Origin of the sequence: Bordetella sp. BOR01, from assembly GCF_019218885.1 — a bacterium.
In the GTDB taxonomy this organism is placed as follows: Bacteria; Pseudomonadota; Gammaproteobacteria; order Burkholderiales; family Burkholderiaceae_B; genus Bordetella_A.
This window is the reverse complement of record NZ_JAHUWT010000006.1, coordinates 259837-286232: the sequence shown is the minus strand read 5'-3', so window position 1 is coordinate 286232 and position 26396 is coordinate 259837. Positions and strand designations below refer to the sequence as shown.

Annotated in this window: 25 protein-coding genes; 6 read left to right on the top strand and 19 right to left on the bottom strand. The window is 66.2% G+C overall.

The annotated features are described in order from the left end of the window. Positions 1-129: 129 nt before the first annotated feature. From KW845_RS28725 to KW845_RS28715, 3 genes are read right to left on the bottom strand one after another with little or no spacing between them, the layout of a single operon-like run. A complete protein-coding gene (locus tag KW845_RS28725; RefSeq protein ID WP_218372820.1) occupies positions 130-534 on the bottom strand; it encodes a YchJ family metal-binding protein in 405 nt (134 codons plus the stop codon). Next, on the bottom strand, positions 534-812 hold the full coding sequence (locus KW845_RS28720) for a GNAT family N-acetyltransferase (protein ID WP_218372819.1): 279 nt from the start codon (positions 810-812) through the stop codon (positions 534-536). The genes KW845_RS28725 and KW845_RS28720 overlap by 1 nt, the downstream gene beginning before the upstream one ends. A 52-nt stretch (positions 813-864) precedes the next feature. Continuing rightward, entirely contained in the window at positions 865-2301 is a 1437-nt protein-coding gene (locus KW845_RS28715) for an MFS transporter (RefSeq protein ID WP_218372818.1), read from the bottom strand. 141 nt (positions 2302-2442) lie between these two features. On the opposite strand from KW845_RS28715, the gene KW845_RS28710 reads away from it, so the two are divergent. Next, positions 2443-3312 carry a LysR family transcriptional regulator gene (locus KW845_RS28710; RefSeq protein WP_218372817.1) on the top strand — a complete coding sequence of 290 codons (870 nt, stop codon included), beginning with the start codon at positions 2443-2445 and terminating at the stop codon, positions 3310-3312. Between the two features lie 6 nt (positions 3313-3318). On the opposite strand, the gene KW845_RS28705 is transcribed toward KW845_RS28710, so the two are convergent. From KW845_RS28705 to KW845_RS28670, 8 genes are all read right to left on the bottom strand, one after another. Then, positions 3319-3699 carry a hypothetical protein gene (locus KW845_RS28705; protein ID WP_218372816.1) on the bottom strand — a complete coding sequence of 127 codons (381 nt, stop codon included), beginning with the start codon at positions 3697-3699 and terminating at the stop codon, positions 3319-3321. A 50-nt stretch (positions 3700-3749) separates the two neighbouring features. Beyond that, on the bottom strand, positions 3750-5015 hold the full coding sequence (locus KW845_RS28700; protein WP_255593021.1) for a glutamate-5-semialdehyde dehydrogenase: 1266 nt from the start codon (positions 5013-5015) through the stop codon (positions 3750-3752). A 97-nt stretch (positions 5016-5112) separates the two neighbouring features. Then, positions 5113-6165 (bottom strand): DNA polymerase III subunit delta, encoded by a 1053-nt coding sequence (gene holA, locus KW845_RS28695; RefSeq protein WP_218372814.1) that lies wholly within the window; start codon positions 6163-6165, stop codon positions 5113-5115. A 3-nt stretch (positions 6166-6168) separates the two neighbouring features. Beyond that, the gene (gene lptE, locus KW845_RS28690; protein ID WP_218372813.1) at positions 6169-6816 is read right to left on the bottom strand and encodes an LPS assembly lipoprotein LptE; all 648 of its coding nucleotides are present in this window, start codon (positions 6814-6816) and stop codon (positions 6169-6171) included. 11 nt (positions 6817-6827) lie between these two features. Beyond that, complete coding sequence (gene leuS / locus KW845_RS28685; RefSeq protein WP_218372812.1) at positions 6828-9485, bottom strand: leucine--tRNA ligase; 2658 nt, start codon at positions 9483-9485, stop codon at positions 6828-6830. Between the two features lie 82 nt (positions 9486-9567). Further along, the gene (locus KW845_RS28680; RefSeq protein WP_218372811.1) at positions 9568-10794 is read right to left on the bottom strand and encodes an MFS transporter; all 1227 of its coding nucleotides are present in this window, start codon (positions 10792-10794) and stop codon (positions 9568-9570) included. A 43-nt stretch (positions 10795-10837) separates the two neighbouring features. Then, positions 10838-11359: a MarR family winged helix-turn-helix transcriptional regulator gene (locus KW845_RS28675; RefSeq protein WP_218372810.1), complete on the bottom strand. Its 522-nt coding sequence runs from the start codon at positions 11357-11359 to the stop codon at positions 10838-10840. 137 nt (positions 11360-11496) lie between these two features. Next, the gene (locus KW845_RS28670) at positions 11497-11943 is read right to left on the bottom strand and encodes an HU family DNA-binding protein (RefSeq protein ID WP_218372809.1); all 447 of its coding nucleotides are present in this window, start codon (positions 11941-11943) and stop codon (positions 11497-11499) included. Positions 11944-12283: 340 nt separating this feature from the next. Between KW845_RS28670 and KW845_RS28665 the strand changes: the two genes are divergently transcribed. The 4 genes from KW845_RS28665 to KW845_RS28650 all read left to right on the top strand — a co-directional run bounded on the left by KW845_RS28665 (position 12284) and on the right by KW845_RS28650 (position 17817). Beyond that, positions 12284-14098 (top strand): chloride channel protein, encoded by a 1815-nt coding sequence (locus KW845_RS28665; protein WP_218372808.1) that lies wholly within the window; start codon positions 12284-12286, stop codon positions 14096-14098. 11 nt (positions 14099-14109) lie between these two features. Then, on the top strand, positions 14110-15261 hold the full coding sequence (locus KW845_RS28660) for a D-alanyl-D-alanine carboxypeptidase family protein (protein WP_218372834.1): 1152 nt from the start codon (positions 14110-14112) through the stop codon (positions 15259-15261). A 30-nt stretch (positions 15262-15291) separates the two neighbouring features. Further along, positions 15292-15837, top strand: a complete 546-nt coding sequence (locus KW845_RS28655) for a hemerythrin domain-containing protein (RefSeq protein ID WP_218372807.1) — start codon at positions 15292-15294, stop codon at positions 15835-15837. Positions 15838-15987: 150 nt separating this feature from the next. Beyond that, positions 15988-17817, top strand: coding sequence for a SulP family inorganic anion transporter (locus tag KW845_RS28650; protein ID WP_218372806.1), 1830 nt, complete (start codon positions 15988-15990; stop codon positions 17815-17817). Here the strand turns inward: KW845_RS28650 and KW845_RS28645 are convergent. Then, the gene (locus KW845_RS28645) at positions 17808-18566 is read right to left on the bottom strand and encodes an RraA family protein (protein WP_218372805.1); all 759 of its coding nucleotides are present in this window, start codon (positions 18564-18566) and stop codon (positions 17808-17810) included. The genes KW845_RS28650 and KW845_RS28645 overlap by 10 nt on opposite strands. A gap of 21 nt (positions 18567-18587) precedes the next feature. Then, positions 18588-19586: a tripartite tricarboxylate transporter substrate binding protein gene (locus KW845_RS28640; RefSeq protein WP_218372804.1), complete on the bottom strand. Its 999-nt coding sequence runs from the start codon at positions 19584-19586 to the stop codon at positions 18588-18590. 128 nt (positions 19587-19714) lie between these two features. Here KW845_RS28640 and KW845_RS28635 point away from each other — a divergent pair, with 128 nt between their 5' ends. Further along, entirely contained in the window at positions 19715-20491 is a 777-nt protein-coding gene (locus KW845_RS28635) for an IclR family transcriptional regulator (protein WP_218372803.1), read from the top strand. A gap of 1 nt (position 20492) precedes the next feature. Here the strand turns inward: KW845_RS28635 and KW845_RS28630 are convergent, their stop codons facing one another. The 6 genes from KW845_RS28630 to KW845_RS28605 form a co-directional block, all read right to left on the bottom strand. After that, complete coding sequence (locus KW845_RS28630; RefSeq protein ID WP_218372802.1) at positions 20493-21251, bottom strand: ABC transporter ATP-binding protein; 759 nt, start codon at positions 21249-21251, stop codon at positions 20493-20495. Further along, positions 21248-23125, bottom strand: a complete 1878-nt coding sequence (locus KW845_RS28625; protein ID WP_218372801.1) for an ABC transporter permease — start codon at positions 23123-23125, stop codon at positions 21248-21250. Before KW845_RS28625 ends, KW845_RS28630 begins: the two co-directional genes overlap by 4 nt. Then, entirely contained in the window at positions 23125-24339 is a 1215-nt protein-coding gene (locus KW845_RS28620; protein ID WP_218372800.1) for an ABC transporter substrate-binding protein, read from the bottom strand. Before KW845_RS28620 ends, KW845_RS28625 begins: the two co-directional genes overlap by 1 nt. Positions 24340-24434: 95 nt before the next feature. Further along, positions 24435-24602, bottom strand: coding sequence for a 50S ribosomal protein L33 (gene rpmG / locus KW845_RS28615; RefSeq protein ID WP_003810296.1), 168 nt, complete (start codon positions 24600-24602; stop codon positions 24435-24437). Positions 24603-24637: 35 nt separating this feature from the next. Continuing rightward, on the bottom strand, positions 24638-24874 hold the full coding sequence (gene rpmB / locus KW845_RS28610) for a 50S ribosomal protein L28 (protein WP_218372799.1): 237 nt from the start codon (positions 24872-24874) through the stop codon (positions 24638-24640). A gap of 207 nt (positions 24875-25081) precedes the next feature. Then, on the bottom strand, positions 25082-26287 hold the full coding sequence (locus KW845_RS28605) for a multidrug effflux MFS transporter (protein WP_218372798.1): 1206 nt from the start codon (positions 26285-26287) through the stop codon (positions 25082-25084). Between the last annotated feature and the right edge of the window lie 109 nt (positions 26288-26396).

Here is a 26396-nt window from a genome sequence, read left to right as displayed (position 1 = left end):
GGACAGTGAAACGCCTTCGCGCCGATGATAGTGGACTTCCCGTCTGTGAAAGTAGGTCATCGTCAGGCTCTTATGCCCCAAAACCCCAGCACGAAGTGTGCTGGGGTTTTGTCTTTGCGGCGCTACGTTTCAGCGATGCTGGCCGTCAAGGTAGAACCATCGGCCATCCTGGCGCACGAAGCGGCTGATTTCATGCAGGCGTGTAGCGCGGCCGGCCTGGCGATAGCGCGCCACAAATTCGACGCTGGCATGGTCGGCGTCTTGCTCGATATGCTGCTTGACCTGCAGGCCCAGCCATTTCAGGTCGGCGGGATTGGGGTCGAGCTGGGCAGGGCGTGTGTCGGGATGCCAGGTATCAAGCAGGTATTGCAGCGCGTCGGTGACAAAGGCGCTGTAGCGAGAACGCATCAGCGCCACGGCGTTGGGTGCCTGCAGGTGCCGCGGGCCATGGTGCCAGGGCTCACAGCAGTCTGGATACGCCAGGCCGCTGCCGCAGGGGCAGGCCAGCGGGCCGGCGGATGCGGGCGTGCGCATCAGGCGGCCAGATCCTGGTATTCAGGGTGGCGAGCCAGGTAGGCCACGGCGTACGAGCACACCGGCCGGACCCGCCAGCCGCGCTGGCGGGCGGTATCGAGCGCCGCGGGGGTCAGCTCGGCGGCTATGCCGCGGCCGCCCACGGCGGGCGGAACGCCCGTGTGCTGGATGATCATGGTGCCGTCGCGCAATTGATAATCGAGAACGCAGAGCTGGCCGTCGACACGCGTGTCGAAGCGGCCCTGCTGTTCGTGATGCTGGATCTGGATATCAGGCATGGAAAAGAAGCAATGTGGGTGGGCAAGCAAGACGGGCTTGCATGCCGGCATTTTACGGCGCGGCACTTTCCTGGCCAGTACCGCGTGGTATATAGCGGATCGCGATCACCACGTTGGCGGCATAGGCGGCCGCGATAAGCGCCATGGCAGCCGGCAGGCTTGCATGCCAATCGGGCAGTGCATGCAGCACGCTGCCGATGGCCGCGACTCCTACCAGGGCGCCGGCCTGGCGGTTGGCGTTCAGGGTCGCGGCCGCGCTGTTGGCATGGGCCGGGCCACCGAGCTGCAGGGCAAGTGCCGTCATCGCCGGGATGGCGGCGCCAGTGGCCAGATTGCCTACGGCCAGCATTGCGACCAGCAACAAGTAGGAAGCTTCGGGGGTGTAGAACACGCATATCCCCATGCTGGCCAATGCTGCGATGGCGGCGCCGGCCAGCATGGTGGCCGGCGCGCCCCAGCGTGCGGTCAGGCGGCCGGCGGCCAGGTTGCCGATCGAGAAGACCCCGAATACAGGCAGCAGTTGCAGGCCGGCCTGCAACGCGTCGGCGCCCAGGGCTTGTTGCACATACAGGCTGAGCAGGAAGATCAGGCCATATACCGAGAAGCTGATCAGGAAGCCGAAAGTATTGGTGGCGACGTAACCCGGTGTCCGGGACAGGGTGCGTGGCACGATGGGATGGGCGTGACGTCGTTCGCGCATTACCAGTGCTGCCCCGAATAGCATGGCCAGCACGCTTGCCGCCAGGATGCGTGGTGACATCCAGCCATAGACGTTGCCCTGGATCAGGGCGTAGCTGGCACAGCCCAGCATGGCGATGCCGAGCAAATGGCTGGCCAGGTTCAGCGGCCGCGGCCGCACTGCGGGCGATGCCAGGTATACGTGCGCCAGCCAGAGGCCAGCCAGGCCCAGCGGCAGATTGATCAGGAAAATACTGCGCCAGCCGAACTGGCTGATCAGCACGCCGCCGGCCAGAGGCCCCGCGGTGGCTGCCACCGTGATGATGGCGGACCAAGCCGCCACCATGCGGCTGCGGACACTGGGTGCCTGATAGGCGTGCATCAGCAAACTGAGCGAGCTGGGCATGAATAACGCGGCACCCACGCCTTGCAGCAGCCGGGCGGCAACCAGCAGGCCGGTGTCGGGTGCTGCACCGCAAAGCAGCGAGGCCAGCGTGAACACCGCCAGGCCCGCCAGGTATACGGGCTTGGCGCCATAGCGGTCGGACAGTGCGCCGGCCGCCAGTAACAGGGCGGCGAAGGCCAGGGTGTAGCCGTCGACGATCCACACCAGGCCGCTGAGCGGTGTGTCGAGTTGATCGGCAATGGTGGGCAGGGCGACATTGACCACCGTGACATCGAGCATTGCCATCACGCAGCCGATAGCCAAGGCAAGCAAGGGCAAGGCGGCGGTGGTGGTGGTAGTGGTAGTGGTAGTGGTAGTGGCGGGTAGCGTGGCGGGCACGGCCGGGGAAGAAGAGCAGATACGCATGGCAGGCGATTCCGGGCATTGAGGACTGGCATCGTACGGATTTCTCATGATGCAAAAAACCCGTAGAATTGCCATGTAGCAATGCAAATTTGCATCACATGGCTGATGCGCAGGCTCGACGCCGATCGACAATGGACGCCTATGAATTGGGATGACGCGCGCATCTTCCTGGCGATTTACCGCGTGGGAACCCTGCGCGGGGCAGCCGCGGTGCTGCAGGTAGACCAGGCCACGGCGGGCCGCCGTCTGGCGGCTATCGAGGCCTCGCTGCAGGCGCGGCTGTTCTTGCGCACGCCCGGGGGCTACGTGCCCACTGCGGCTGGCGAACTGGCTTTCGTGGCCGCCGAACGCATGGAACAGGCGGCCGACCAATTGCAGCGCCAGATGCAGGGCCTGGACACGCGCTTGTCGGGCGTCGTGCGGGTGGCCACATCGGACACCCTGGGGCGCCATTATTTGCTGGAAGCTTTCAGGCGCGTGCAGGCCGATCACCCCGCAATACGCGTGGTGCTGTCGACGTCTACGCAGATCACCAACCTGACCCGGCGAGAAGCGGACATCGCCGTGCGCAATGTGCGGCCCGACAACCCCGACCTGATCCATCGCCACCTGGCGCGCCGTGACATGGGCTTGTATGCCTCGGTGGATTATATGCAGGCACATGGCGAGCCGAAGCTGGGTACGGCTTTCGCCGGCCACCGGCTGGTGGTTTACCAGCGCAGCGCGATTCCCGGCAGGTTCGACGCGTTTTGCGGCGAGCCGACGCGCAATGGCCAGGTGGCGCTGGAGGTGAATTCGGGCTTGATGATGCTGGAGGCCGTGGCCCGAGGCTTGGGAATCGGCGAGCTGCCTGTGATACTGGCGGATACTTATCCGGCCTTGGTGCGGCTATGGCCGCAACGCGCCGAGTCGTATGACCTGTGGCTGGTGCTGCACGGCGACCTGAGCCGCAGCGCGCGGGTGCGCGCCATTGCCGATGCGATCGTGCAGGTGTTCGAAGAAGACGATTGAGCCGGCTTAGCCGTGCATCAGCAAGATGACCCAGACGGCGATCATGGCCGCCAGGCCGACCCAGCACGAGGCCCAGAATCCGACGATGGGCAGTTTGACACTCAGGGGCACGCGCTTGGGGTCGACGTGGCTGAGCTGCTTGTTGGCATGGGCGAACAGCCCGAAATTGAAGCCGGGAAAGGCCAGGCGAAAAAAATAATCCTGGAGGATCGTGGTTTTGATCACCAGGGGAAACCGGCGAAACGGCCCGTGCTTGAGCAGCGGATGCTGCAGGGTGTTGTTGATGTGGTCGGTGCGTACGAAGAACAGCACGATGCCGCAAATGGAGCAGACCAGGAAGCAGAGGGTGACGAGGCTGAAGGCGTAGGCCAGGACTTGCGTGGGCATGGATATCCGAAAAGTGACGTAGTGCGTGTTTGATACGTGGGGCGGGCGGGTCAGCCGCGGGTCTGGCCTTCGCCGCTGAGGATCCACTTCAGCGTGGTGAGGCCTTCCAGGCCTACCGGGCCGCGCGCATGCAGCCGGTTGGTGGAAATGCCGATCTCGGCACCCAGGCCATATTCGAAACCGTCGGCAAAGCAGGTGGGCAGGTTGACGTAGACCGAGCTGGAGTCGACTTCGCACTGGAACCGTTGCGCCGCCGACAGGTCTTCGGTAACGATGGCGTCGGTATGGCCCGAACCCCAACGTCCGATATGTTCGATGGCCTGGTCGAGCGAATCGACGATGCGCACCGCCAGGATGGGGCCCAGGTATTCGGTGGCCCAGTCTTCGTCGGTGGCGGGCTTGGCGGCCGGCACGATTTCGAGGGTACGCGGGCAGCCGCGCAGTTCGACCCCATGGGCGGTAAAGGCGGCCGCCAGGCGAGGCAGGATGGATACGGCGACCCCGGCGTCGATCAGCAGGGTTTCCATGGCGCCGCAAATGCCATAGCGGTAGGTCTTGGCATTGAAGGCGATGGCATGGGCTTTTTCGGGATCGGCCGCCGCGTCGATGTAGACATGGCAGTTGCCGTCCAGGTGCTTGATCAGCGGCACGCGCGCTTCGCGCGCCAGGCGGGCGATGAGGCCCTTGCCCCCGCGCGGCACGATGACGTCGATATGCTCGGTCATGGTGATGAGCTTGCCGACGGCGGCGCGGTCGGTGGTGTCCACGACTTGCACCGCTTCGGCGGGCAGCGCGGCCGCCCGCAAGCCGGCCTGCACGACGCGGCCCAGCGCCACGTTGGAGTGCAGCGCTTCGCTGCCGCCGCGCAGGATGGTGGCGTTGCCGGATTTCAGGCATAGCGCGGCCGCGTCGATGGTGACGTTGGGGCGCGATTCGTAGATGATGCCGATCACGCCCAGCGGGACGCGCATTTGGGCCACCCGCATGCCATTGGGGCGCAAGGTGCTGGCGGTGGTGCTGCCGATGGGGTCGGGCAGGGCCGCCACTTGCAGCAGGCCCTCGGCCATGCGGTCGATGCCTTGGTCCGACAGCGTAAGGCGATCGAGCAAGGCGGGCTCGAGGCCGTTGGCGCGCGCGGCGTCGACATCTTGTGCGTTGGCGGCTTTCAGTTCGCTGGCGCTGTCGCGCAGCGCCTCGGCCATGGCGTGCAGGGCCTGGTTCTTGGCTGCGCCGGTGGCGCGCATCATGGCACGCGAGGCGCGGCGGGCATTTTCACCCAGGGCCAGCATGGCGGTATCGATGTCGGAAGCGGGCATCAGTGTGTCTTGCATGATTTCGGGGGTGGCGCGGCGTGCGCCAGCAGATAGTTCAAGTGTATCGTGCTGCGGCGGCCGGATGGGCCGTCCGCGGCCGTCACGATCGGCCGGCGGCGGCCACGCGCAGGGCCAGCCGGGTCATTTCTTCCCAGGGGTCGGACAGCCGGCCAGCCACGGCCAGCCCCTTGATGAGACGATCGACCTCGTGGGCGTGCTGCACGGCGAGGGGCCAGGCGCGCGCGGGCACGCGTCCCAGGGCCTGCTGCGCCAGCCGCTCGTGGGCGCCGAAAATACGCAGCCGGCGCATCATGGCACCGGCATCCTGGCCGCTGGCACGGGCCTCGGCCACGCGTGCCAGCAGACGGATTTCATCACCCACGGCCCACAGCACCAGCGGCAGGGCCTCGCCTTCGGCCCGCAGGCCGGCGATCATGCGCACCGTGCGCGGCGCGTCGCCGGCCAGCATGGCATCGCGCAAGCCGAAGACGTCGTAGCGGGCCACGTTGAGCACGGCGCGCTCGATGTCTTCGGCCGCCAATTGGCCTTCGGGGTAGAGCAGGCCCAGTTTCTGGATTTCCTGGTGGGCGGCCAGCAGGTTGCCTTCGACCTTGTCGGCCATCCATTGCAGCGTGGCGCTGTCGGCGCGCTGGTTCTGGCGGGCAAGCCGGGTGGCGATCCAGGCGGGCAGGCGGCCGCGCTCGACGGAGGGCAGGTCGACCATTACCCCGCTTTGCGCCAATGCCAGCGCCCATTTGGATTCGCGGGTCGCCTTGTCCAGCTTGGGCAGGGCAACCAGGATGAGGGTGTCGGCGTCGGGTTGCTTGGCGGCCTGGGCAGCCAGCCGCGCCAGTGTATCGGCGCCAGCCTTGCCGGGCTTGCCGGTGGGCAGCTTGATTTCCAGCACGCGGCGGTCGCCGAACAGCGACACGCTTTGCGTGGCCGCCATGACCGCGCTCCAGTCGCTGCGGGCGTCCATGACCATGGTGGTGCGGTCGGTATAGCCGGCGGCACGCGCGGCGGCGCGCAGGGCATCGACCGCCTCGATGACCAGCAGCGGCTCGTCGCCCGATACCGTGTACAGCGGCGCCAGCCGCTGGCCCGCGCGTTGCAGGTGATCGGCCAGCCGGTCAGCGTCGAGCGCCTGCGCCATGGCTTACCAGGAGCCCGTACCGGGCGAGGCGGGTGTTTGCCAGGTTTCGGGCCGTTCCACAGGCCTGGCGTTGGGATCGAACACCGGTGCGTCGGGGTCGCTTTCGCCACGCGCCGCAGCCTCGGCGGCCATGCGTACGTCAGGCGCGGTCAGGCGGCGCAGCAGGCGGCCGACCAGCGACTGCTGCATCGATTGGTACAGGCTTTCGATCTGGCCCTGCTTGGCTTGCACGACCTGGTCGTCGTAAGGCATTTCACGATAGACCGACAGGGTGGTGTCGGGCAGGATGGCCACGCCCTTGTTGGTGACCAGGCGGAACGTGAATACGATGCCCAGTTCGTATTCTTCGACCCGGCCTTGGGCGTTCAGCGAGACTTCGCGCAGCGTGCGCTCGTTGCGCACCATCTGCAGGATGGCCTGGGCCTGGTCGGGCTGCTCGACCAGGCGCGTGTCGGGCGAGGCCGCCCGCAGCGCGCGGCGCACGTCGGCACCGAAGCGGGTGTTGTCGGGGATGCCGACATACATGGTGTCGAACGGCAGCGGCGTGACGCCGCGCAGTGCGAACCCGCACGCCGCAAGCAGCATGACGACCGCCAGGCTGGCGGCACGCAGTAGCCAGCGGGAATGGAAGCGTTGCGGGGCAGGATGCATGCGGAACCTCTTCAGCCTACGACGTTGACCAACTTGCCCGGCACGACGATGACGCGCTTGGGAGGGCGGCCTTCGAGGAAACGGGCGACTTCTTCCTGGGCGGCGGCAATTTGCTCGATATCGGCCTTGGATGCCTGGGCCGCCACGCGGATCGAGCCACGCAGCTTGCCGTTGACCTGCAGCACGAGTTCGATTTCGTCGGCCACCAGCGCGGCTTCGTCGACGTGCGGCCATGGGGCGTCGAGCAGGTCGCCCAGCGAATCGGCGTAGCCCAGGTCGCGCCACAGCAGCCAGGTGGCGTGCGGCACCACAGGGTACAGCACACGCAGCAGCACGCCCAGGGTCTCGGCGCGCGCGGCGTCGGCATGGGCGCCGTCGGGCAGCGTGGCGTCGTCGATGGCATTGAGCATTTTCATGCAGGCCGACACCACGGTGTTGTACTGGATGCGCTGGTAGTCGTAGTCGGCCTGCTTGAGCAGGCTGTAGACCTCGCGGCGCAGGTCTTTTACCGGGGCCGGCGCCTGGGGCCAGTCGGTGCCGGCAGCCAGGCCGCGCGCCACGGCGTCGCGTTGCGCGTAGCTGTGCGACCACAGGCGGCGCAGGAACCGGTTGGCGCCCTCGACGCCGGAGTCCGACCACTCGAGCGTTTGTTCGGGCGGGCTGGCGAACATGACGAACAGGCGTGCGGTATCGGCGCCCAGCGTATCGATGAGCGCTTGCGGATCGACGCCGTTGTTCTTGGACTTGGACATGGTGCCCACGCCGCCGTAGTGCACTTCGGAGCCGTCGGCCTTCAGGTGGGCGCCGATGATGGCACCCTTGGCGTCATAGGCGTTCTCGACTTCCTCGGGCCAGAAGTATTCGATGCCGCCCTGGGCATTCTTGCGCGAATAGATGTGGTTGAGCACCATGCCCTGGCACAGCAGCTTGGTGAAGGGTTCGTCGAATTTCAGCAGCCCCAGGTCGCGCATGACGCGGGTCCAGAAGCGCGCGTACAGCAAGTGCAGCACGGCATGTTCGATGCCGCCGATGTACTGGTCCATGGGCATCCAGTAATCGTTGCGTGCGTCGACCATGGCCTGGTCGTTGCCGGGCGAGGTGTAGCGCATGAAGTACCACGACGAATCGACGAAGGTATCCATGGTGTCGGTTTCGCGCCGCGCGGGCTTGCCGCAGCTGGGGCACGAGCAGGACAGGAAAGCCTCGTTCTTGGCCAGCGGGTTGCCGCTGCCGTCGGGGATCAGGTCGTCGGGCAGCACCACCGGAAGGTCTTGCTCGGGTACCGGTACGGGGCCGCAGTCGGGGCAGTGAATGATGGGGATGGGGGTGCCCCAGTAGCGCTGGCGCGAAATGCCCCAGTCGCGCAGGCGCCAGGTGGTCTGCTTTTCGCCCAGGCCCTGCCCGGCCAGGTCGGCGGCGATGGCGTCGACGGCCTCGGTGTACGACAGCCCGTCGTACTTGCCGGAATTGACGGTGCGGCCGCTTTGCTTGTCGCCGTACCATTCTTGCCAGGCATCGGTGCTATAGGTCTTGCCCTGCACGGCCACCACTTGCTGGATGGGCAGTTGGTATTTCTTGGCGAAGGCGAAGTCGCGCTCGTCGTGCGCGGGCACGCCCATGACAGCGCCGTCGCCGTAGCTCATGAGTACGTAGTTGCCGACCCAGACGTCGACCTGGGCGCCGGTGAGCGGGTGCGTGACGGCCAGGCCGGTGCGCATGCCGGCCTTTTCGCGCGTGGCGACCTCGGCTTCCGTGGTGCCGCCCAGCTTGCATTGCTCGATGAAGTCGGCGAGTTCGGGGTTGGACCGGGCCGCGTGCGTGGCCAGCGGGTGCTCGGGTGCCACCGCGCAGAAGGTGACGCCCATGATGGTGTCGGCGCGCGTGGTGAAGACATACAGCTTGCCGTCCTGGATGGGCTGCCCGTCGGCACCGGCGATGGTGTGCGGGAAAGCGAAGCGCAGGCCTTCGGATTTGCCGATCCAGTTTTCCTGCATGGTGCGCACGCGTTCGGGCCAGCCGGGCAGGCCTTCGCGGACCTGGTCGAGCAGTTCATCGGCGTAGTCGGTGATGCGCAGGTAGTAGCCCGGGATCTCGCGTTTTTCGACCAGGGCGCCCGAGCGCCAGCCGCGCCCGTCGATGACCTGTTCGTTGGCCAGCACGGTCTGGTCGACCGGATCCCAGTTGACGACCTGGGTCTTGCGGTAGGCGATGCCTTTTTCAAGCATCTTCAGGAACAGCCACTGGTTCCATTTGTAATACTTGGGATCGCAGGCGCACATTTCGCGCGACCAGTCGATGGCCAGCCCCATCGCCTTCATCTGCTTCTTCATGTAGGCGATGTTGTCGTAGGTCCATTTGGCCGGGGGCACCTTGGACTTGATGGCGGCGTTTTCGGCCGGCATGCCGAAGGCATCCCAGCCCATGGGCATGAGAACGTTGTAACCGCGCATTCGCAGTTGTCGCGTCATCATGTCGTTGATGGTGTAGTTGCGCACGTGGCCCATGTGCAGCTTGCCGCTGGGATAGGGCAGCATCGAGCAGGCGTAGAACTTGGGCTTTTCGGTGCCGTCGGCGTTGCGGGCGTGCTCGGTGACACGATAGGCGTCGCGGGCCTGCCAGTCTTGATGGGCGGCTGCTTCGACGGCGGTAGGGCTGTAGCGTTCCTGCATGGACTCGTGCGCGTTTCGGTAAATGAAAAGGGCCGTCGCGGCGCATGCGCGGCGACGGTCGAACTATTGATTATAGAAGTACCTACGCCTGGGCAGGGACGGGCGGGATTTCGGGGATGCGCGCTGCCGGCATCCAGGCGGCGTAGGCGAGTGCCAGCGCGCTGACCACGGCCCCGCCGGCCGCGACGCCGATCCAGCCGGTATGGGTGTACAAGGCGGCCGAAGCCAGCGAGCCGGCCGCCCCGCCGATGAAGTACGAGGTCATGTAACCCGCGGTCAGGCGGCTGCGGGCATCGGGCCGCAGCCGGTAGATGGCGCTTTGGTTGGTGACATGCACGCCCTGGATCGCCATGTCGAGCACGAGGACGCCGGCCAGCAGGGCCGCCAGAGAGTGTCCGCCCAGCGCCAGCAGCCCCCACGAGCCCAGCAGCAGGGCCAGGCAGGCACGGGTGGCCAGGTTGCCGCGGCCCCGGTCGCTGAGGCGTCCGTAGCGATTGGCGGCAACGGCGCCGGCCGCACCGGCCAGGCCGAACAGGCCGATTGTGCCGTCGCTATAAGAATAGGGCGGGCTCGCCAGCAGGAAGGTCAGCGGCGTCCAGAGCATGCTGAACGAGGCGAAGATCAGCGCGCCCAGCACCGAGCGTGCGCGAAACAGGGGTTCGCGTGCATATAAATGGAAGATCGAGGCCAATAGCCCGGTGTAATCGAGGTCGATAGGGGTCTTGTAGCGGGGCAGCACGCGCCACAGCGCGCCCGCCATGGCCAGCATGAGCAGGGCCGCCACCCAATAGACGGTACGCCAGCTACCCAACCCGGCGACCATGCCGGCGAAGGTGCGCGCCAGCAAGATGCCCAGCAGCAGGCCGCTCATGACGGTACCCACGGCCTTGCCGCGTTGCTGGGGCGATGCCAGCGTGGCGGCGAACGGCACCAGCACTTGCGCGACCACCGACAGGAAGCCCGTGATGGCCGTGCCGGCCAGCAGCATCGAGAAGCTGCTGGAGAAGGCCGACAGCAGCAGGCCCGCCGCGGCGAGCGCCGTCATGGCTACGACGAGGGTGCGCCGCTCGATCATGTCGCCCAGCGGCACCAGCAGGATCAGCCCCGCGGCGTATGACAACTGCGCTGTCGTGACGATGCCGCCGGCCGCGGTCTCGGACAGGCCGAAGTGTTCGCCGATGGTGTGCAGCAGCGGCTGCATATAGTAGTTGCTGGCAACGATCAGGCCGGTGGCCGCCGACATCAGCAAAATGATGGGAGTGGTCAGCGTGGGCGCTGCGGTACCGTGCTGGGAGGAGTCTTGGGACATCGTATATAGAGCGGGGGGTAGAGTGGCGTGGGCGTGGGCGGGCTCAGGGCTTGCCCGGCCCGATGGCACCGGGAGACTGGCGGTCGTGGGCGGTCAGCAGCCGGCGCAACAGCGTGGCAAGCTGCTTGCGGTCGGCCGCAGGCAGCGGCGCCAGCAATTGTTCGAGTTCGGCCAGGTAGTCGCCCAGTACAGCCTTGATGGCGCGCAGGCCTTGCGGCGTCAGCGACACCATGACGCCGCGGCGGTCGTCGGGGTTGGGCTCGCGTGCCAGCAGGCCGGCCTGTTCGAGGCGGTCGAGACGGTTCGTCATGGCGCCCGAGGAAAGCAGCAAAGCGCTGACGAGTGCCTGCGGATTCAGGGTATGCGGGGGGCCGGACCGGTAGAGCGTGGCCAGTACATCGAATTCACCCTGGTGCAGGCTGTGTTTGCGGAAGGCGGTATCGACCTCGCGGGCGGCCAGGGTATGCAGGCGGAACAGGCGGCTGAATACCGCCATGGCCGACACATCCAGGCCGGGACATTGGTCGCGCCATTGGGAGAGTACGAAATCGACGTGGTCGCGCATGATTGTCTTTATATCAAATATCTTGACGTAAAGATAATTGTAGCGCGTACCAACGCGTACCAATATGCCAGGCCCGGAAACGGCAAGGCCCGCCTCTTGCGAGACGGGCCTTGCCGATGAGACTGTAGGACGGTCGCTTACTGGGCGGCGTCTTTCAGTTTCTTGAGCGGGCGAACCTTGACCTTGACCGAAGCGGGCTTGGCCGGGAACCAGCGCTCTTCGCCGGTGAACGGGTCTTTGCCGAAGCGCTTGGCCTTGGCGGGAACCTTCTGCACGGCAACTTTGAACAGGCCCGGCAGCGAGAATTCGCCGGCACCCTTCTTGTCGACCGAACCCAGCACGGCGCCTTCGAGGCTGGCCAGTACGGCCTTGACCGATTTGGCTTCCACGCCGGTTTGTTCAACCAGGTGAGCGATCAGTTGCGACTTGTTCAGCGCTTGCTTGATAGCGCGGGGAGCGACAGCAGCCGTTTTCTTCACGGCGGGCTTGGCGGCGGTTGCCTTCTTGGCGGGGGCCTTTTTGGCCGGAGCCTTGACGGCGGTCTTGCTGACTTTCTTGGCAGGAGCTTTTGCTTTGGTAGCCATGGTCGAAATCCGTATGTTTGAGGACACGAGATAGCGCGGCACCGAAGATCGGCACTTGGCACCTCGCGCCCGATGATAGCGGAAGTTCTCATTCTCGCGAGTACTTCAGCGCTTTGTTGCCGCAAAACATGTTGTTTTCGCGACAAAGAGAGGGGTTTTCGCGTGCATGGCGGCTTGCTCATCGCGATTGGCGCGTCGCGGCCTGGGCGCCGGAAATCGCATGCGCAGTGAGTCAGCTATGTGTAATTTATATCGTGATACGATATTTTTCTCCAGGGCCGGCATTGCGCCGGTCCTGTTTCTTTTCGCCTGCTCTTTCCTCTTTCGCTTGTTCCTTCGTATGGCTTCCCCTGCATCTTTATCTTCCACCCGCTCGCCAGGTGCCGCGCGCCTGGGCGATTTCACGACGGACCGCCGTGTCCTGCTGCTGATGTTGATGGCCACAGTGGTCGGCCTGGCCGGCGTCGGCGCCGCCTGGGTCTTGCTGCGCCTGATCACGCTGTGCACCAACCTGGCGTACTACGGCCGTTTCTCATTGGAAAGCCTGCCCATCTCGGGCAATACCCTGGGCTGGTGGGCGGTGGCCGTGCCGGTGGTGGGCTGCCTCATCATCGGCTTCATGGCGCGCTACGGTTCGGAGAAAATCCGTGGCCACGGCATTCCCGAGGCCATGGAAGCCATCTTGATCGGCAAGAGCCGCATCCAGCCCAAAGTGGCGGTGCTCAAGCCGCTGTCGTCGGCCGTATCGATCGGCACCGGCGGCCCGTTTGGCGCCGAAGGGCCCATCATCATGACAGGCGGGGCCATCGGCTCGCTGTTGGCGCAGATGGTTCACATGAGCTCCAGCGAACGCAAGACCCTGCTGGTGGCTGGCGCGGCGGCCGGCATGACCGCGGTGTTCGGCACGCCGGTGGCGGCGATCTTGCTGGCGGTGGAACTGTTGCTGTTCGAATGGAAGCCGCGCAGCTTCCTGCCGGTGGCAGTGGCCGCCGTGGTGGCGGCCGCGGCGCGCCCGCTGCTGCTCGATGCCGCTCCTATTTTCCCGTACGCGGGAGTGGGCGAGCCTTCCCTGGTGCATGTGGTGGCCTGGGCCGCCGTGGGCGTGATGGCCGGCCTGGGGTCCGGCGTGCTGACCTCGCTGGTGTATGCCTCGGAAGACTTGTTCGAGAAGCTGCCTATCCACTGGATGTGGTGGCCGGCCATCGGCGGCCTGGTGATTGGCCTGGGCGGGATGATCGAGCCGGCGGCGCTGGGCGTGGGCTATGACAACATCGTCGACCTGCTGGCGGGCAAGCTGGCCTTGCAGGCGGTGTTGCTGCTCTTGATCGTGAAGGTCGTGATCTGGTCGGTGGCGCTGGGCTCGGGCACCTCGGGCGGCGTGCTGGCTCCGTTGCTGATTTTCGGCGGAGCGCTGGGCGCACTGGCCACGCCCCTGTTGCCGCAGGCCGACCCGGGCTTCTGGGCGCTACTGGGCATGGCGGCGATGATGGGCGGCACCATGCGGGCGCCCTTGACGGCCACCTTGTTCGCGGTGGAACTGACAGGCAACTTCAGCGTGCTGCTGCCGGTGCTTACGGCTTGCGCATTCGCCTACGGACTGACGGTATTACTGCTCAAGCGTTCGATCCTGACCGAGAAAATCGCTCGCCGCGGCCATCACATCACGCGCGAATACCATGTGGATCCGTTCGACCTGGTGCGGGTGTCGGCGGTGATGACCACGGCTGTCCAGACATTGCCGGCCTCGATGCGCGTGGCCGATGCGGTCGCGTATTTCACCACCGCCGAACGGCGCCATACGACTTATCCGGTAGTGGACGAGCAGGGCATGGTGGTGGGCGAGATTACGCGGGCCGACAGTCTGGCCTGGACGCTGGAAGACGAGGATAATGCCAGGCCGCTGGGCGAGATGCTGGCCGGCCGTGAACTTTTAGTGGGTTATCCGGACGAACTTGCCAGCCAGCTGGCCGATCGCATGGCACTGACGGGGGTGGGGCGCGTGCCCATCGTCGAGCGCGCGACGGGCCGGCTGGTGGGGCTGGTGGGCCGCAAAGACCTGCTGCGCGTGCGGGCCGGCCGGCTGCGCGATGAACGCGAGCGCACCGCATATTTCCGTTGGCGCGGAGCGCGCCAACGTCCGGCCGATACCTTGTAGGAGTTCTCTTGATCAAGAAATTATGCGCGGGCTTGCTGCTTGCCACAGCTTGCCTGGCTGGCGCGCATGCGCAAGTGGTACCGCCGCCGGTCACGGCCAAGGCTTGGATGCTGCTCGATGCCACCAGCGGCCAGGAAATCGCTTCGTTCAATGCCGATACACGGGTCGAGCCCGCTTCGCTGACCAAGGTCATGACGGCCTACCTGGTGTTCCAGGCCTTGCGCGAAGGCCGGTTGTCGGCGCAGCAGCAGGTCACCGTGTCGACGCGGGCCTGGAAGGTGGCGCCCGGCAGTTCCAAGATGTTCCTCGAGCCCGGCAAGCGTGTATCGGTGAACGATCTGCTGTACGGCTTGCTGGTGCAATCGGGCAACGACGCCGCCATTGCCCTGGCCGAGGCCGTGTCGGGTTCGGTCGAGGCTTTCGTGCAGCGCATGAACCAGCAGGCCGTTGCGATGGGCCTGCCCGATACGCATTTCGCCAGCCCGCACGGCCTGCCCGACCCGGGCACCTATTCCACCGCGCGCGACTTGTCGATGCTGGCCCAGCGCCTGGTGCGCGACTATCCCGATCTGTACAAGACCTACGACTCGGTACGCACGTACACCTACAACAATATTTCGCAGCCCAACCGCAATCGCCTGCTGTGGCTGGATCCCAGCGTCGATGGCCTGAAAACCGGCCATACCGAGGCGGCCGGCTACTGCCTGATTGCGTCGGCCGAGCGTCCCGACGGCCAGGCCCGCCGGCGCCTGATATCGGTGGTGATGGGCACGGCATCGGACAAGCTGCGCACCGAGGAAAGCCGTGTCTTGCTGAACTGGGGATTCCAGGGTTTCAAGACGATCAAGCTGTATGCTAAGGGCGAAACCATGGATTCGCCGGAAGTCTGGAAAGGCGAGCGCGAATCGGTGCGCATAGGCATGGCGCGCGACGCCTACATCACGGTGCCGGTGGCGGCGCAGGTCAAGCCGGTGCTTACCAGCCGGCAACCGCTGCTTGCCCCCATCGCTGTGCAGGACCAGGTGGGCGAGCTGCAGGTGCTGGTCGATGGCAAGCCTGCGATGCAGTGGCCGGTGATCGCGCTGGATGCCGTGCCGCAGGCCGGATTGGCGGGCCGCGCCTGGGACAGTGTGCGGCTGTGGTGGCGCCAGCACATGGGATAGCGGCGCGCGATACCTGACGAGGGCAATATCATGGCAGTGGACATTCCCGGATTTTCATCGCCGGCAGCCGGACCGGAGGCGCCCCTGGAATTGCTGTCGGCCTGCCACGAACGCATGGGGCGCCAGTGCGCCACGCTGCGGCGCCTGGCCGCCCACGTGGCCGCCCATGGCGTCGACGCCGCTGCCCGCACGGCCGCGGCCAGCGTGTTGCGATACTTCGATACGGCGGCCGTGCACCATCATCGCGATGAAGAAGAAGACCTGTTTCCCGCGTTGATCGACTCCATGGCCGGTTCGGACGCGGTGTGCCTGCATGCGCTGGTCGATGGCCTGACGCAAGAGCACCGCCAACTGGAAGCCGCGTGGCGCCGGCTGCACGGTCCGTTGCAGGCCTTGGGCGACGGGCAGCCGGCCGACCTGGATGCCCGCGGCGTGGACGAGTTCTGCACCTTGTACGCGACCCATATGCAGCGCGAAGACGATGAACTGCTACCCATGGCGGCGCGCCTGCTGGACGACCGTGCATTGGCCGATATCGGCCAGGCCATGCGGGCCCGGCGCGGCGGAGTTGCCTAGGCTGGTGCAATCAGGCAGCGGGCGTATCGACGGCCGCGCCGGCGCCCCGCCATGGCCTGCCATGCGGCCGGCCGATGCGTTTGCGCCCGGCGTAACGAGCGATTACCCTAGATCTCCGCCGGACGGCCGTCGCCGTGCGCCGGCATGCCAATGACATCAGGGACGACGCAGCACGTGGGCAAGGCCGCCAGCAGGTTATTCGGTACATGGGTCGACGAGATCGGGCCGCAAACGCTACGTGCCGATGCCATGGCCGGGCTGCTGGGCGCCCTGTTGGTGCTGCCGCAGGGGGTGGCGTTCGCCACGCTGGCGGGCCTGCCGCCCGAATACGGCTTGTACTCGGCCATCGTGCCCTGTGTGGTGGCGGCCTTGTTCGGGTCCAGCCGCCACGTCATGTCGGGCCCCACCAACGCCAATTCGCTGGCGCTGTATGCCGTGCTGGCGCCCCTGGCCATGGCGGGCAGCCCCGCGTATATACAGTTGGCGCTGGCGGTCACCATCCTGGTCGGCATACTGCAATGGCTGGTGGGCATCTTGCGGCTGGGCTCGCTGGCCAATTTCATTTCGCCTTCGGCGCTGTTCGGGTTCACCAGCGGCGCCGCCTTATTGATCGCCGTACACGCGCTGAAAGATGCGCTGGGGATGGAAGGCATCCAGGCACACGCCGCCGGTGCCGTCTTGCTGGGCGTGGCGCGGGGGTTGGGCGGGTTGCACTGGGGGGCCTTGCTGGTGGCCCTGGCCACCATTGCGGTCTCGGTGCTGGCGCGGCGCTGGGACCGCCGCAAGCCCTACATGCTGGTGGGACTGGCTGCCGGCACGGCCCTGGCGGCGGGGCTGAATGCCTGGGTATTCGAGCCGGCCGGCCGGCCGATCTCGGTGCTGGGGGCGCTGGCGCAACCCTGGCCGCCGTTTCATGTGCCCGATATCGACTGGAGCCAACTGCCCGATCTGCTGGGCCTGGCATTCGCGTTGTCCATCGTGGCGTTGGCGCAGTCCATTTCCATTGCCAAGGTGGTGGCGGCCCGTTCGGGCCAGGCCATCGATGCCAATCGCGAATTCATCGGGCAGGGCCTGTCGAACATCGTGGGCGGATTCTTCTCTTCCTATCTGTCCTGCGGCTCGTTGAACCGGTCGATTCCCAATTACGAGGGCGGGGCGCGCACCCCCTTGGCCGCGGTGTTCGCGGCGGCGCTGCTGATCGTGCTGGTGATGGTCAGCGCGCCCTTGCTGGCCCGGATTCCGCACGCGGCGATCGCGGGCCTGCTGCTGCTGGTGGCGTGGAACCTGCTGGAACTGCCGCGCTGGCGGCATATCGCGCGCGTGCAGCGCAACGAATGCATGATCGCCCTGGCCACGCTAGTGGCGACCGTGACCATCCGCATGGAAATCGCGATCTTGCTGGGCACGCTGCTGTCGCTGATGGTGTACTTGCATCGCACCTCGCATCCGGCCATGCGCGTCATGGGCTTTGACGCACACGACCCGGATCGTCATTTCGCGGTGCTGGAAGGCCTGCCCGACGCATTGCCCGAATGCCCTCAACTGAAGCTATTGCGCATGGAGGGTTCGGTTTATTTCGGGGCGGTGGCCCATGTGGCTGACCGGCTGCAGGCCTTGCGGGCGGCAGCCGGTGCGCCGCGCCACCTGCTGGTCATGGCCAAGAGCATGAACTTCATCGATCATGCGGGCGCGCTGGTATGGGAAGACGAGTTGCGCAAGCGGCGCGAGGCCGGCGGCGACCTGTATTTTCACCGGCCCCGGCCCGAGGTCATGCAGACGTGGCGGCGGCTGGGTTTCATCGACCGGCTGGGCGAAGACCATGTCTACCCGGACAAGCACTCGGCCATCGCCGCTATCTACGAACGGCTCGATCCGGACATCTGCGCAAGCTGCACGGCCCGCATCTTTCGCGAGTGCGGGCCGCTGGGCCATGCCGGGCAGCGCCCATCTTGCGCTGGCCGGCGGGCGCCTCAGAAATAACCGCCTTGCCGCGTGATGTCTTCGATGGTTTGTCCTTGTGCGACCCAATCGAAGATCTGCTTCTCGTTGGCCAGGATTTCCTCGGCGCGCACCAAGACATCGAAGGCAATGTCGCGCGGCACGACAACGACTCCGTCAATGTCGCCCAGCACGATGTCGCCCGGACGGATGAATACATCGCCGACACGCACGGGTACCTGGTAGTGCGTGATCAGGCAGCGGCCCAGGCTGCCATTGGGAGATTGATACCGATGGAATACGGGAAAATCTTTCTCCAGTATCTGGTGGGTGTCGCGGATTCCGCCATCGATGCAGGCGCCGCGAACTCCCCGGCCATGAGCGGTGGCGGTCATGACGCCGCCCCACATGGTGGCCCGATGATCGCCTGACGCATCCCAGATCACGAAGGCGTTCTTGTGCATGCTATTGAGCATTTCGGTGCGAAACGTCATTTCGCCGCTGATGCGGGTGTTGGGCGCGCTCTTGACGGTAAAGGCGAAACCCGCAACGGTGCGCTGCGGCAGCAGCGGCTTGAGTTCGTGCGGCAGGGCTTGGTCGAGCAGGCAGAATTCGCGCAAGACGTCGCTGATGGCACCGGTGTACAGGCGTTCATAGCGATCCAGCAATTCGCTTTCAGGAATGGAAAACTGCACATCCGGCAGGCTTTCGCGCTGGGCGATGAGTCTGTCCAACTTCATCATGGTGGCTTCGCGTTGCAGGGCGCCGGCGGCTGGTTGGGTATCTGGCATAGTGGTCTCTTGCAAAGGGGGTCATTGGGCTTTGAGATTGGCCGCTTTGACCAATTGGGCGTAGCGCTGGGTTTCGGCTTGTAGCGTGCGCTGGAATTCGGCGGGGGTATCGCCTACCGGTTCCGCGCCCATCTGCGCAAAGCGCGCGCGCATATCCGGTAGCGCAACCAGGCGGGCGACTTCGCCCTGGATACGGTCGATGACCGGGGCTGGCGTGCCGGCCGGCGCCATCAGCCCGACCCAACTACCGGCCTCGAAGCCGGGCAGGGTTTCGGCCACCGTGGGCAGGTCGGGGGCGATTTTCGAACGTTCGGCGCCAGAGACGGCCAGCGCTACCAGCTTGCCGGCCCGCATGTTCGGCACGGCAGTCACTGCGGTGTCGAACAGCAGGTCGACATTGCCGCCCAGCAGGGCCTGCAACGCGGGCGCGCTGCCATTGAAGGGAACATGAAGCATGTCGGCCTGGCCCATGAGCTTCAGCATTTCGGTAGCCAGCGCACCGCTGGTGTTATTGCCGAACGAGCCGAAATTGAGCTGGCCGGGCTGCTTGTGCGCCAAGGCCAGCAGTTGCCCGATGTCGCGCGGCCCCAGGTCCGGGCGGGCCAGCAGGAATAATGGATAGTCGGCCACTTTCGATATGGCGGCCAGGTCTTTGGCAGGGGCGTAGCTGATGGTGCCGGCCATGGTCGACGGCGCAAGCGTGATGGCGGTGGGCGAGGCCAGCAGCAAGGTGTAGCCATCTGGTTCGGCGCGGGCGGCTGTCGAGGCAGCCAGGGTACCGGCCGCACCGGGGCGATTTTCAACGATGACCGGCTGGCCCAGGCCTTGGCTGAGTTTGTCGGCCACCAGCCGGGCCATGACGTCCGATGCGCCGCCGGCCGGAAAGCCCACCAGCATATGGATGGGCTTGCTGGGCCAGGTGGCCGCGATGGCAGTAGAAGCGGTGGGCAGCAGGGTGGCCAAGGTGAGCAACAGGCCGCTCAGCCCGCACGGTAATCGACGCAAGGATGGGAAGCGCATGCATGTCTCCTTAATGGGTTGTTAAATCTCAAATATGAGATTACAATCTTGTATATGAGAATTTTAGCAGGCGATATCTTGGGCGTGCAAGTGCGGCGCGGATAGCGCTCGTGCAATTGAGGGGGGTAATGGACAATTCCATGCCGGCGCTGCAGCGCGCCATTGGCGTTATCGAATATCTGGAGCAGTCTCCGGGCGGCAGCGATGTGGCCAGTATTGCCGCGGCCACCGGGGTGCCCCGCGCGACGCTGTATCGCATCTTGCGGGTCTTGAAAGCGCACGGGTTCGTGGCCGATGCGGCCGACCAGCCGGGCACGGTGGTGCTCGGCTCCGCGTTGGCCCGCCTGGGGGCCCAGGTCGCCTCGCCACGCAATCTGCCCAGTGTTGCGCAGTCGGTCATGGCGGCTTTGAGCGAACGCCTGGGCGAAACGGTCAAGCTGGTGGTGCGTGAAGGCGACGAGGCCGTGACATTGGCCGTGTCGCAGCCTACCAATGATATGCACGTGGCATCCCGTATCGGAGGCCGGTTGCCGTTGTGGCTGGGGGCATCGCAGCGTCTGCTGTTGGCGTATGCGCCGCAAGAGGTTGTTGATCGCGTGCTGGCGGCGCCTCATCAGCGCCGTGCGTCAAACACCATTACCGATGCGGCGCAGTTGCGTGCGGAACTCGGCACCTTGCGCGAAAGAGGGTGGGCCTGCAGCGTCAATGAAGGTGTCGAAGGGGTCGGGGCGGCGGCGGCTGTTGTGTGCGGTGCGGACGGCCAGGTGCTGGCGGCGGTGGTGGCTGTGTATATCTACGCGGGAACGCAGCAAGCCAGGCAAGAGGCAATTCGCATTGAGACCATAGACGCGGCCGCCGCGATTTCCCGCTCGCTGGGCGCGCGGGTCAAGGTGCCATCGCCGTGAGTCACACCGCTACGCTGTCGCTGCCCAGATAGGCGGCCTTGACGCGCGCATCGGCCGCAATGGCTGCCGGCACATCTTCGGCCAGCACCTGCCCGCGCACCAGCACCACGATGCGGTCTGCGTGCTGGAACACCACGTCCAGGCTGTGTTCGGTAAACAGCACGGCGATACGGCGCGTGTCGGCCAGGCCGCGGATCAGGCGCATCAGGGCGTGGCGCTCGCTGGCGGCCATGCCGGCGGTGGGCTCGTCCATCAGCAGCAGGCGCGGCGAATGCGCCAGGGCCATGGCCAGTTCCACGCGCTTGACGTCGCCGTAGGCCAGTTCGCCGCAGGGGCGCCGCGCCAGCCCGGCCATGCCGACCTGTTCCAGCAAGGCCAGCGCTTCGCTGGCGCCATAGCGCTCGGCACGGCGCCAGCCGTCGAACAGCTTGCGATCGCGCGCCAGCAGGGCGGTCTGCACGTTTTCCTGGGCGCTCATCGAGCGGAAGGTCGCGGCTGTCTGGAAGGTGCGGCCCACGCCCTGGCGCCAGATCTGCTCGGGCCGCAGGCCCACTAGTTCGCGCCCGTCCAGCAGCACCGACCCGGCGTCGGGCCGCATCTGGCCGCTGAGTGCGTTAAAGCAAGTGGATTTGCCAGCGCCGTTGGGGCCGATAAGCGCCAGCATGTGGCCGGCCGCAAGCGAGAACGAGACATCGTCCAGGGCGTGGATACCGCCGAACGATTTACGCAGGCCGCGCGCTTGCAGCAGGGGTGGGTTCATGGGCGAGCCTTGCGGCGCAATGCAATGCCGGCCAGGCCATCGGGACGCGCCATGACCAGCGCCAGCACCGCCAGGCCCAGCACTGCGTGCCAGTATTCGGTCAGGCGCGCGGCCGTGTCCTGCAGCCAGGTGTAGGCGGCCGCGCCGGCCAGCGGGCCCGCCAGGGCCTGCACGCCGCCCAGCAGCACCATCACCAGCCCATCGACCGAGCGGCCCACGCCGAGCACGTCAGGGGCGATGCTGCCCTTGGAAAAGGCATACAGCGAGCCGGCCAGGCCGGCAGCCAGTGCCGCCGCGGTAAAGCCTGCCCACTGGACGCGCTGCACATTGATGCCGATGGCCTGCGCACGCAGGGTGGAATCGCGCGCGCCGCGCAGCGCATAGCCCAGCGGCGAGAAGACCAGGCGCCGCAGCCAGGCGATGCCCGCCACGCACAGCACCAGGCTGGCGTAGTAGTACGCCGGGCCGCTGGACAGCCAGTCGGATGGCCACAGGCCGATCAGTCCATTGCTGCCGCCGGTGACGCCGTCCCATTGGTAGACCAGCGCCCACAGGATTTGTGCGCAGGCCAGGGTCAGCATGGCCAGGTAGACCCCCGACAGCCGCACGCAGAACCAGCCGAACAGCAGCGCGCCCAGCACGGCTGCCAGCGGCCCGGCCAGCAGTGCGGCCTCCATGGGCAGGGCGGCCAGCTTCAGCAACAAGGCGGCGCCATAGGCGCCCAGTCCGAACCAGGCGGCGTGCCCGAACGAGGTCATGCCGGCCGGCCCGATCAGGAAGTGCAGGCTGGCCGCGAACAGGGCGGCGATCAGGATCTCGGTAAAGAGCACGGTCAGGTAGGGCCAGGCGGCATCGGCCAGCGGCAAGGCCAAGAGCGCAAGCAGCAGCGCCGCATAAGCCAGGCGCACGCGGCGCGAGGCTGGCGCCAAGGGTTGCGCGGCGGCGACAGCGGTGCCGGATGGTTCGGGCGGCTTGCCCAGCAGCCCCCAGGGCCGCAGCACCAGCACGATGGCCATGACCGCGAACTCGGCCACCAGCGTCAGCTTGGATAAATTGAATGTCCATGGTCCGATCTGGGTCTGGCCCGCGTACACGAATATGGCCTTGGCCAGGCAGATCAATAGCGCAGCCAGGAAGGCGCCCGGTACCGAGCCCAGCCCGCCCACCACCACCACCACGAAGGCGCTGGCTATGATTTCCAGGTCGAGCCCCAGCGTGGCGGGCGTGCGCGGTGCCGCCATGGCGCCGCCCAGTCCGGCCAGGAATGCCCCCAGCGCGAAGGCCGAGGTGAACAGCCAGGCCTGGTTGACGCCCAGCGCCGCCAGCATGTTGCGGTTTTCGGCCGCGGCCCGCAGCAGCCGGCCCCAGCGCGTGCGCATCAGCAACAGCCACAGCAGGCCCAGCACGACCGGGCCCAATACGATCAGCAGCAGGTCGTACTGCGGAAAGCGCCGTCCCAGGATCGGCACGGCGCCGTCCAGCCCGGGGGCGCGGGCGGCGAACAGGTCGGTGGGGCCCCACAGCGCCAGCGCCGCGTCGCCGATGACCAGCACCAGCGCAAACGTGGCCAGCAATTGAAAGAGTTCGGGGGCGCGGTAGATGCGCCGCAGCACCAGTATTTCGATGGCGGCGCCCAGCAGGCCTACTGCCAGTGCCGCCAGCGGCAGCGCCACCCAATAGCCCAGCGCCGAGCCGCCCAGCCAGCCGGTCAGGGTCCATGCCAGGTAGACGCCCAGCATGTAGAACGACCCGTGTGCGAAGTTGACGATGCGGGTAACGCCGAAAATAAGCGACAACCCGGCTGCCACCAGAAACAGCGCGCTGGCTTCGGCCAGGCCGTTGAGCAGTTGCAGCAGCAGGCCGGTCAGGTTCATCAGGGCGCTGGGCGCAGTTGCCGCACGTATTGGTCGGGCGGCTGCAGGCGGCTGCCGTCCAGGTAGGTGAAGTCTTTCATGATGCCCTGGCCGTCTTGCAGCGCGGTCACGCCCACGTAGACGCCCATGGTGGATTGATGGTCGATGGCACGGTAAGTGACCGGGCCGAAGGGCGTGCCGACCTGCAGGCCGGCAAAGGCGTCGACCAGTTTTTCGGTATCGGTGGTGCCGGCCTGCTCGATGCCTGCCGCAATCGACATCAGCGACGCGTAGCCCACCACCGAGCCGACCTTGGGCGACTCGTTGTAGCGCTTGCGATAGGCTTCGGCAAAGGCCTTGTGTTCAGGCGTATCGATGGCATACCAGGGATAGCCGGTGACGATCCAGCCGGTGGGGCTGTCGGCGCCCAGCGGTTCCAGGTATTCGGGCTCGCCGGTCAGCACCGACACGACCGCGCGGTCTTCGAACAGGCCGCGGGTATTGCCTTCGCGCACGAAGCGGGTCAGGTCGGCCGCGAACAGCACATTGAAAATGGCATCGGGCTTGGCGTCGGCCAGTGCCTGCACCACTGCGCCGGCGTCGATCTTGCCCAGCGGCACGGCCTGTTCGGCCACGAATTCGATGTCGGGCTGGAACGAGGTCATCATGGCCTTGAACGTGGCCACGGCGGACTGGCCGTATTCATAGTTGGGGTACACCAGCGCCCAGCGCTGCTTGCGCAGCGCCAGGGCCTTGGGGGCCAGCGCGGCGATGTGCATCCAGGTGGAGGGGCGCAGCCGGTAGGTGTAGCGGTTGCCGTCTTGCCAGGTGATCTTGTCGGTCAGGGGCTCGGCCGCCAGGAAAAACACCTTGCGCTGCTTGGCGAAATCGGCCAGCGCCAGGCCGGTATGCGACAGAAAGCCGCCGAACAGCAGGTCGACCTTTTCGCGGGTGATCAGTTCTTGCGCGGCGCGCACCGAATCGCCGGGGTTGCCGTTGTCATCGCGCCAGATCACCTGCAGGGGGCGGCCCAGGACGCCGCCCTGGGCATTGACCTGTTCCAGCGCCAGTTGCCAGCCCTTTTTATAGGGGTCGAGGAAGGCGGGAATGGCCTTGTAGCTATTGATTTCGCCGATGCGAATGGGCGGCGCGCCGTTCTTGGCGTAGGCCGTGGGCAGCATGGCCAGCGCGGCCGCGAATGCGGCGGTGCGCAGCAGGGTCAGGGGTCGAAGCATGGCGGTCGGCGGGGCGGGTAAGGTGGCGTGGGCAGACGAAAAAAAACGGCCCCGCCATAAGCAGGGCCGTATAACTATACTCAAAACCCGCTGGATTACTTCAGCTTGGTTTCTTTGTAGTCAACGTGCTTGCGAGCGACCGGATCAAATTTCTTGATCAGCATCTTCTCGGGCATGTTGCGCTTGTTCTTGGTGGTCGTGTAGAAGTGGCCCGTGCCGGCGGTGGACTCGAGCTTGATTTTTTCGCGGATACCTTTGGCCATGTCGTGCTCCTAGATGTCGATGAGGGCGGGCCGGATCAGGCCAGTTCGCCGCGGGCGCGCAGGTCGGCCAGGACGGCGTCGATGCCGTTCTTGTCGATGGTGCGGATGGCCTTGGCGGAAACACGCAGGCGAACCCAGCGGTTTTCGCTTTCGACCCAGAACCGGCGCGATTGCAGGTTGGGCAGGAAGCGACGCTTGGTCTTGTTGTTAGCGTGCGAAACGTTGTTGCCCGTCATCGGGCCTTTGCCAGTTACTTGGCATACGCGTGCCATTGTTTTACCTCTAAGTATTCTTGGCCGCGCATGGGGAAGGAAAGACAGGTGGAGGGCCGCCAGTGGGCTGGCCCGTGCTTATACCCGCTGCCTGCCACCCTATACACGGGGATGGGGTCGAAAGTGGCAGCCACAAAGCATAGTAAGCTGCTCACGGGAAAAACTTCAGGTGAAGCTGGCTATTCTAATACGAAATACGTAGAAAAATCAAGCACCCGGGCGCGCCAGGCTACGGGCGATGCGGCCGCACAGCCACGACAGGCAGGCGCAGCACGCCAGCACGGTGGCCAGGGGCAGGGGCCCGGCGGCCTGCCAGACGCTGACTACGAAGCCTGCCACGGCGCTGCACGACAATTGCAGCGTGCCCAGCAACGCCGAGCCCACGCCCAGCCGCGAGCCTTGTTCGGACAGGGCCAGCGCCGCCGAATTGGGGTTCACGAAACCCTGGCTGAACATATAGCCCACCAAGCATGCCATCAGCAGCGGCAGGGTCATCAGGCCGGCCAGGGCAAGCGCCAGCATCGCCAGGCTGGCCGCGGCCAGCGCGTGCAGGGCGCCGCGCTGCAGTTGCAGCGGGGTATGGGTGCGCAGCAGCCGGGCGCTGATCTGCGAACCGACGATCAGGCCGGCGGCGTTGGCGCCGAACAACAGTCCGTAGTGCTGCGGATCGATGCCATAGAACTCGATGAACAGCCGCGGCGAACTGATGATGTAGGCGAACATGCCCGCCTGCCCGAAGCCGCCCGCCAGGCTGTGCGCCATGAAGCCGCGGTGCCGTACCAGGGCCGTGTAATTGCGGGCGATCGAGGCGGCGCTGAGCGGCTGCACGCGGTGGGGCGCTAGCGATTCCCGCATGACCAGGGCGGTGGCGGCCATCATGACCAGCGCGCCGGCCGCCATCAGCCAGAACAGGCTGCGCCAGCCCACCACCAGCAACAACTGCCCGCCGGCCAGCGGCGCCAGGATCGGTGCCAGCCCCATGATCAGCATCAGCAGCGACATGGCGCGCGCGGCATCCTGGGTTTCGTAGTGGTCGCGGATGACCGCGCGCGGGATTACCACGCCGGCCGCCCCGCCCAGGGCCTGCAGCACACGGCACAGGGTCAGGATCTCGATGCTGGTGGCCAGGGCGCAGCCCAGCGAGGCGGCCGCGTACAGGGCCAGCCCGGCCAGCATCGGCTTCTTGCGCCCGTAGCGGTCGGCCAGCGGGCCATAGACCACCTGGGCCATGGCCAGGCCGATCAGGTAGGCCGCCAGCGTGCGCTCGACGTCGCCGCGCGGCACTTGCAGGCTGCCGGCGATGGCCGGGAACGCCGGCAGGTACATGTCGATGGAGAACGGCCCGATGGCCGTCAGCATGCCCATCAGGACAAGCCAGCCGGGCAGGCTGCGGGATAAGGATTGGGGTAGCATGAGGTGGGGGATGGACCTATGCCGCCGAGGCAACAGCGATCGACGGCAAGCCGACGACTTTATCACGGGTTGCGGGGCCTTACGGTTGGCAATCGTTTCCGATAAAGTT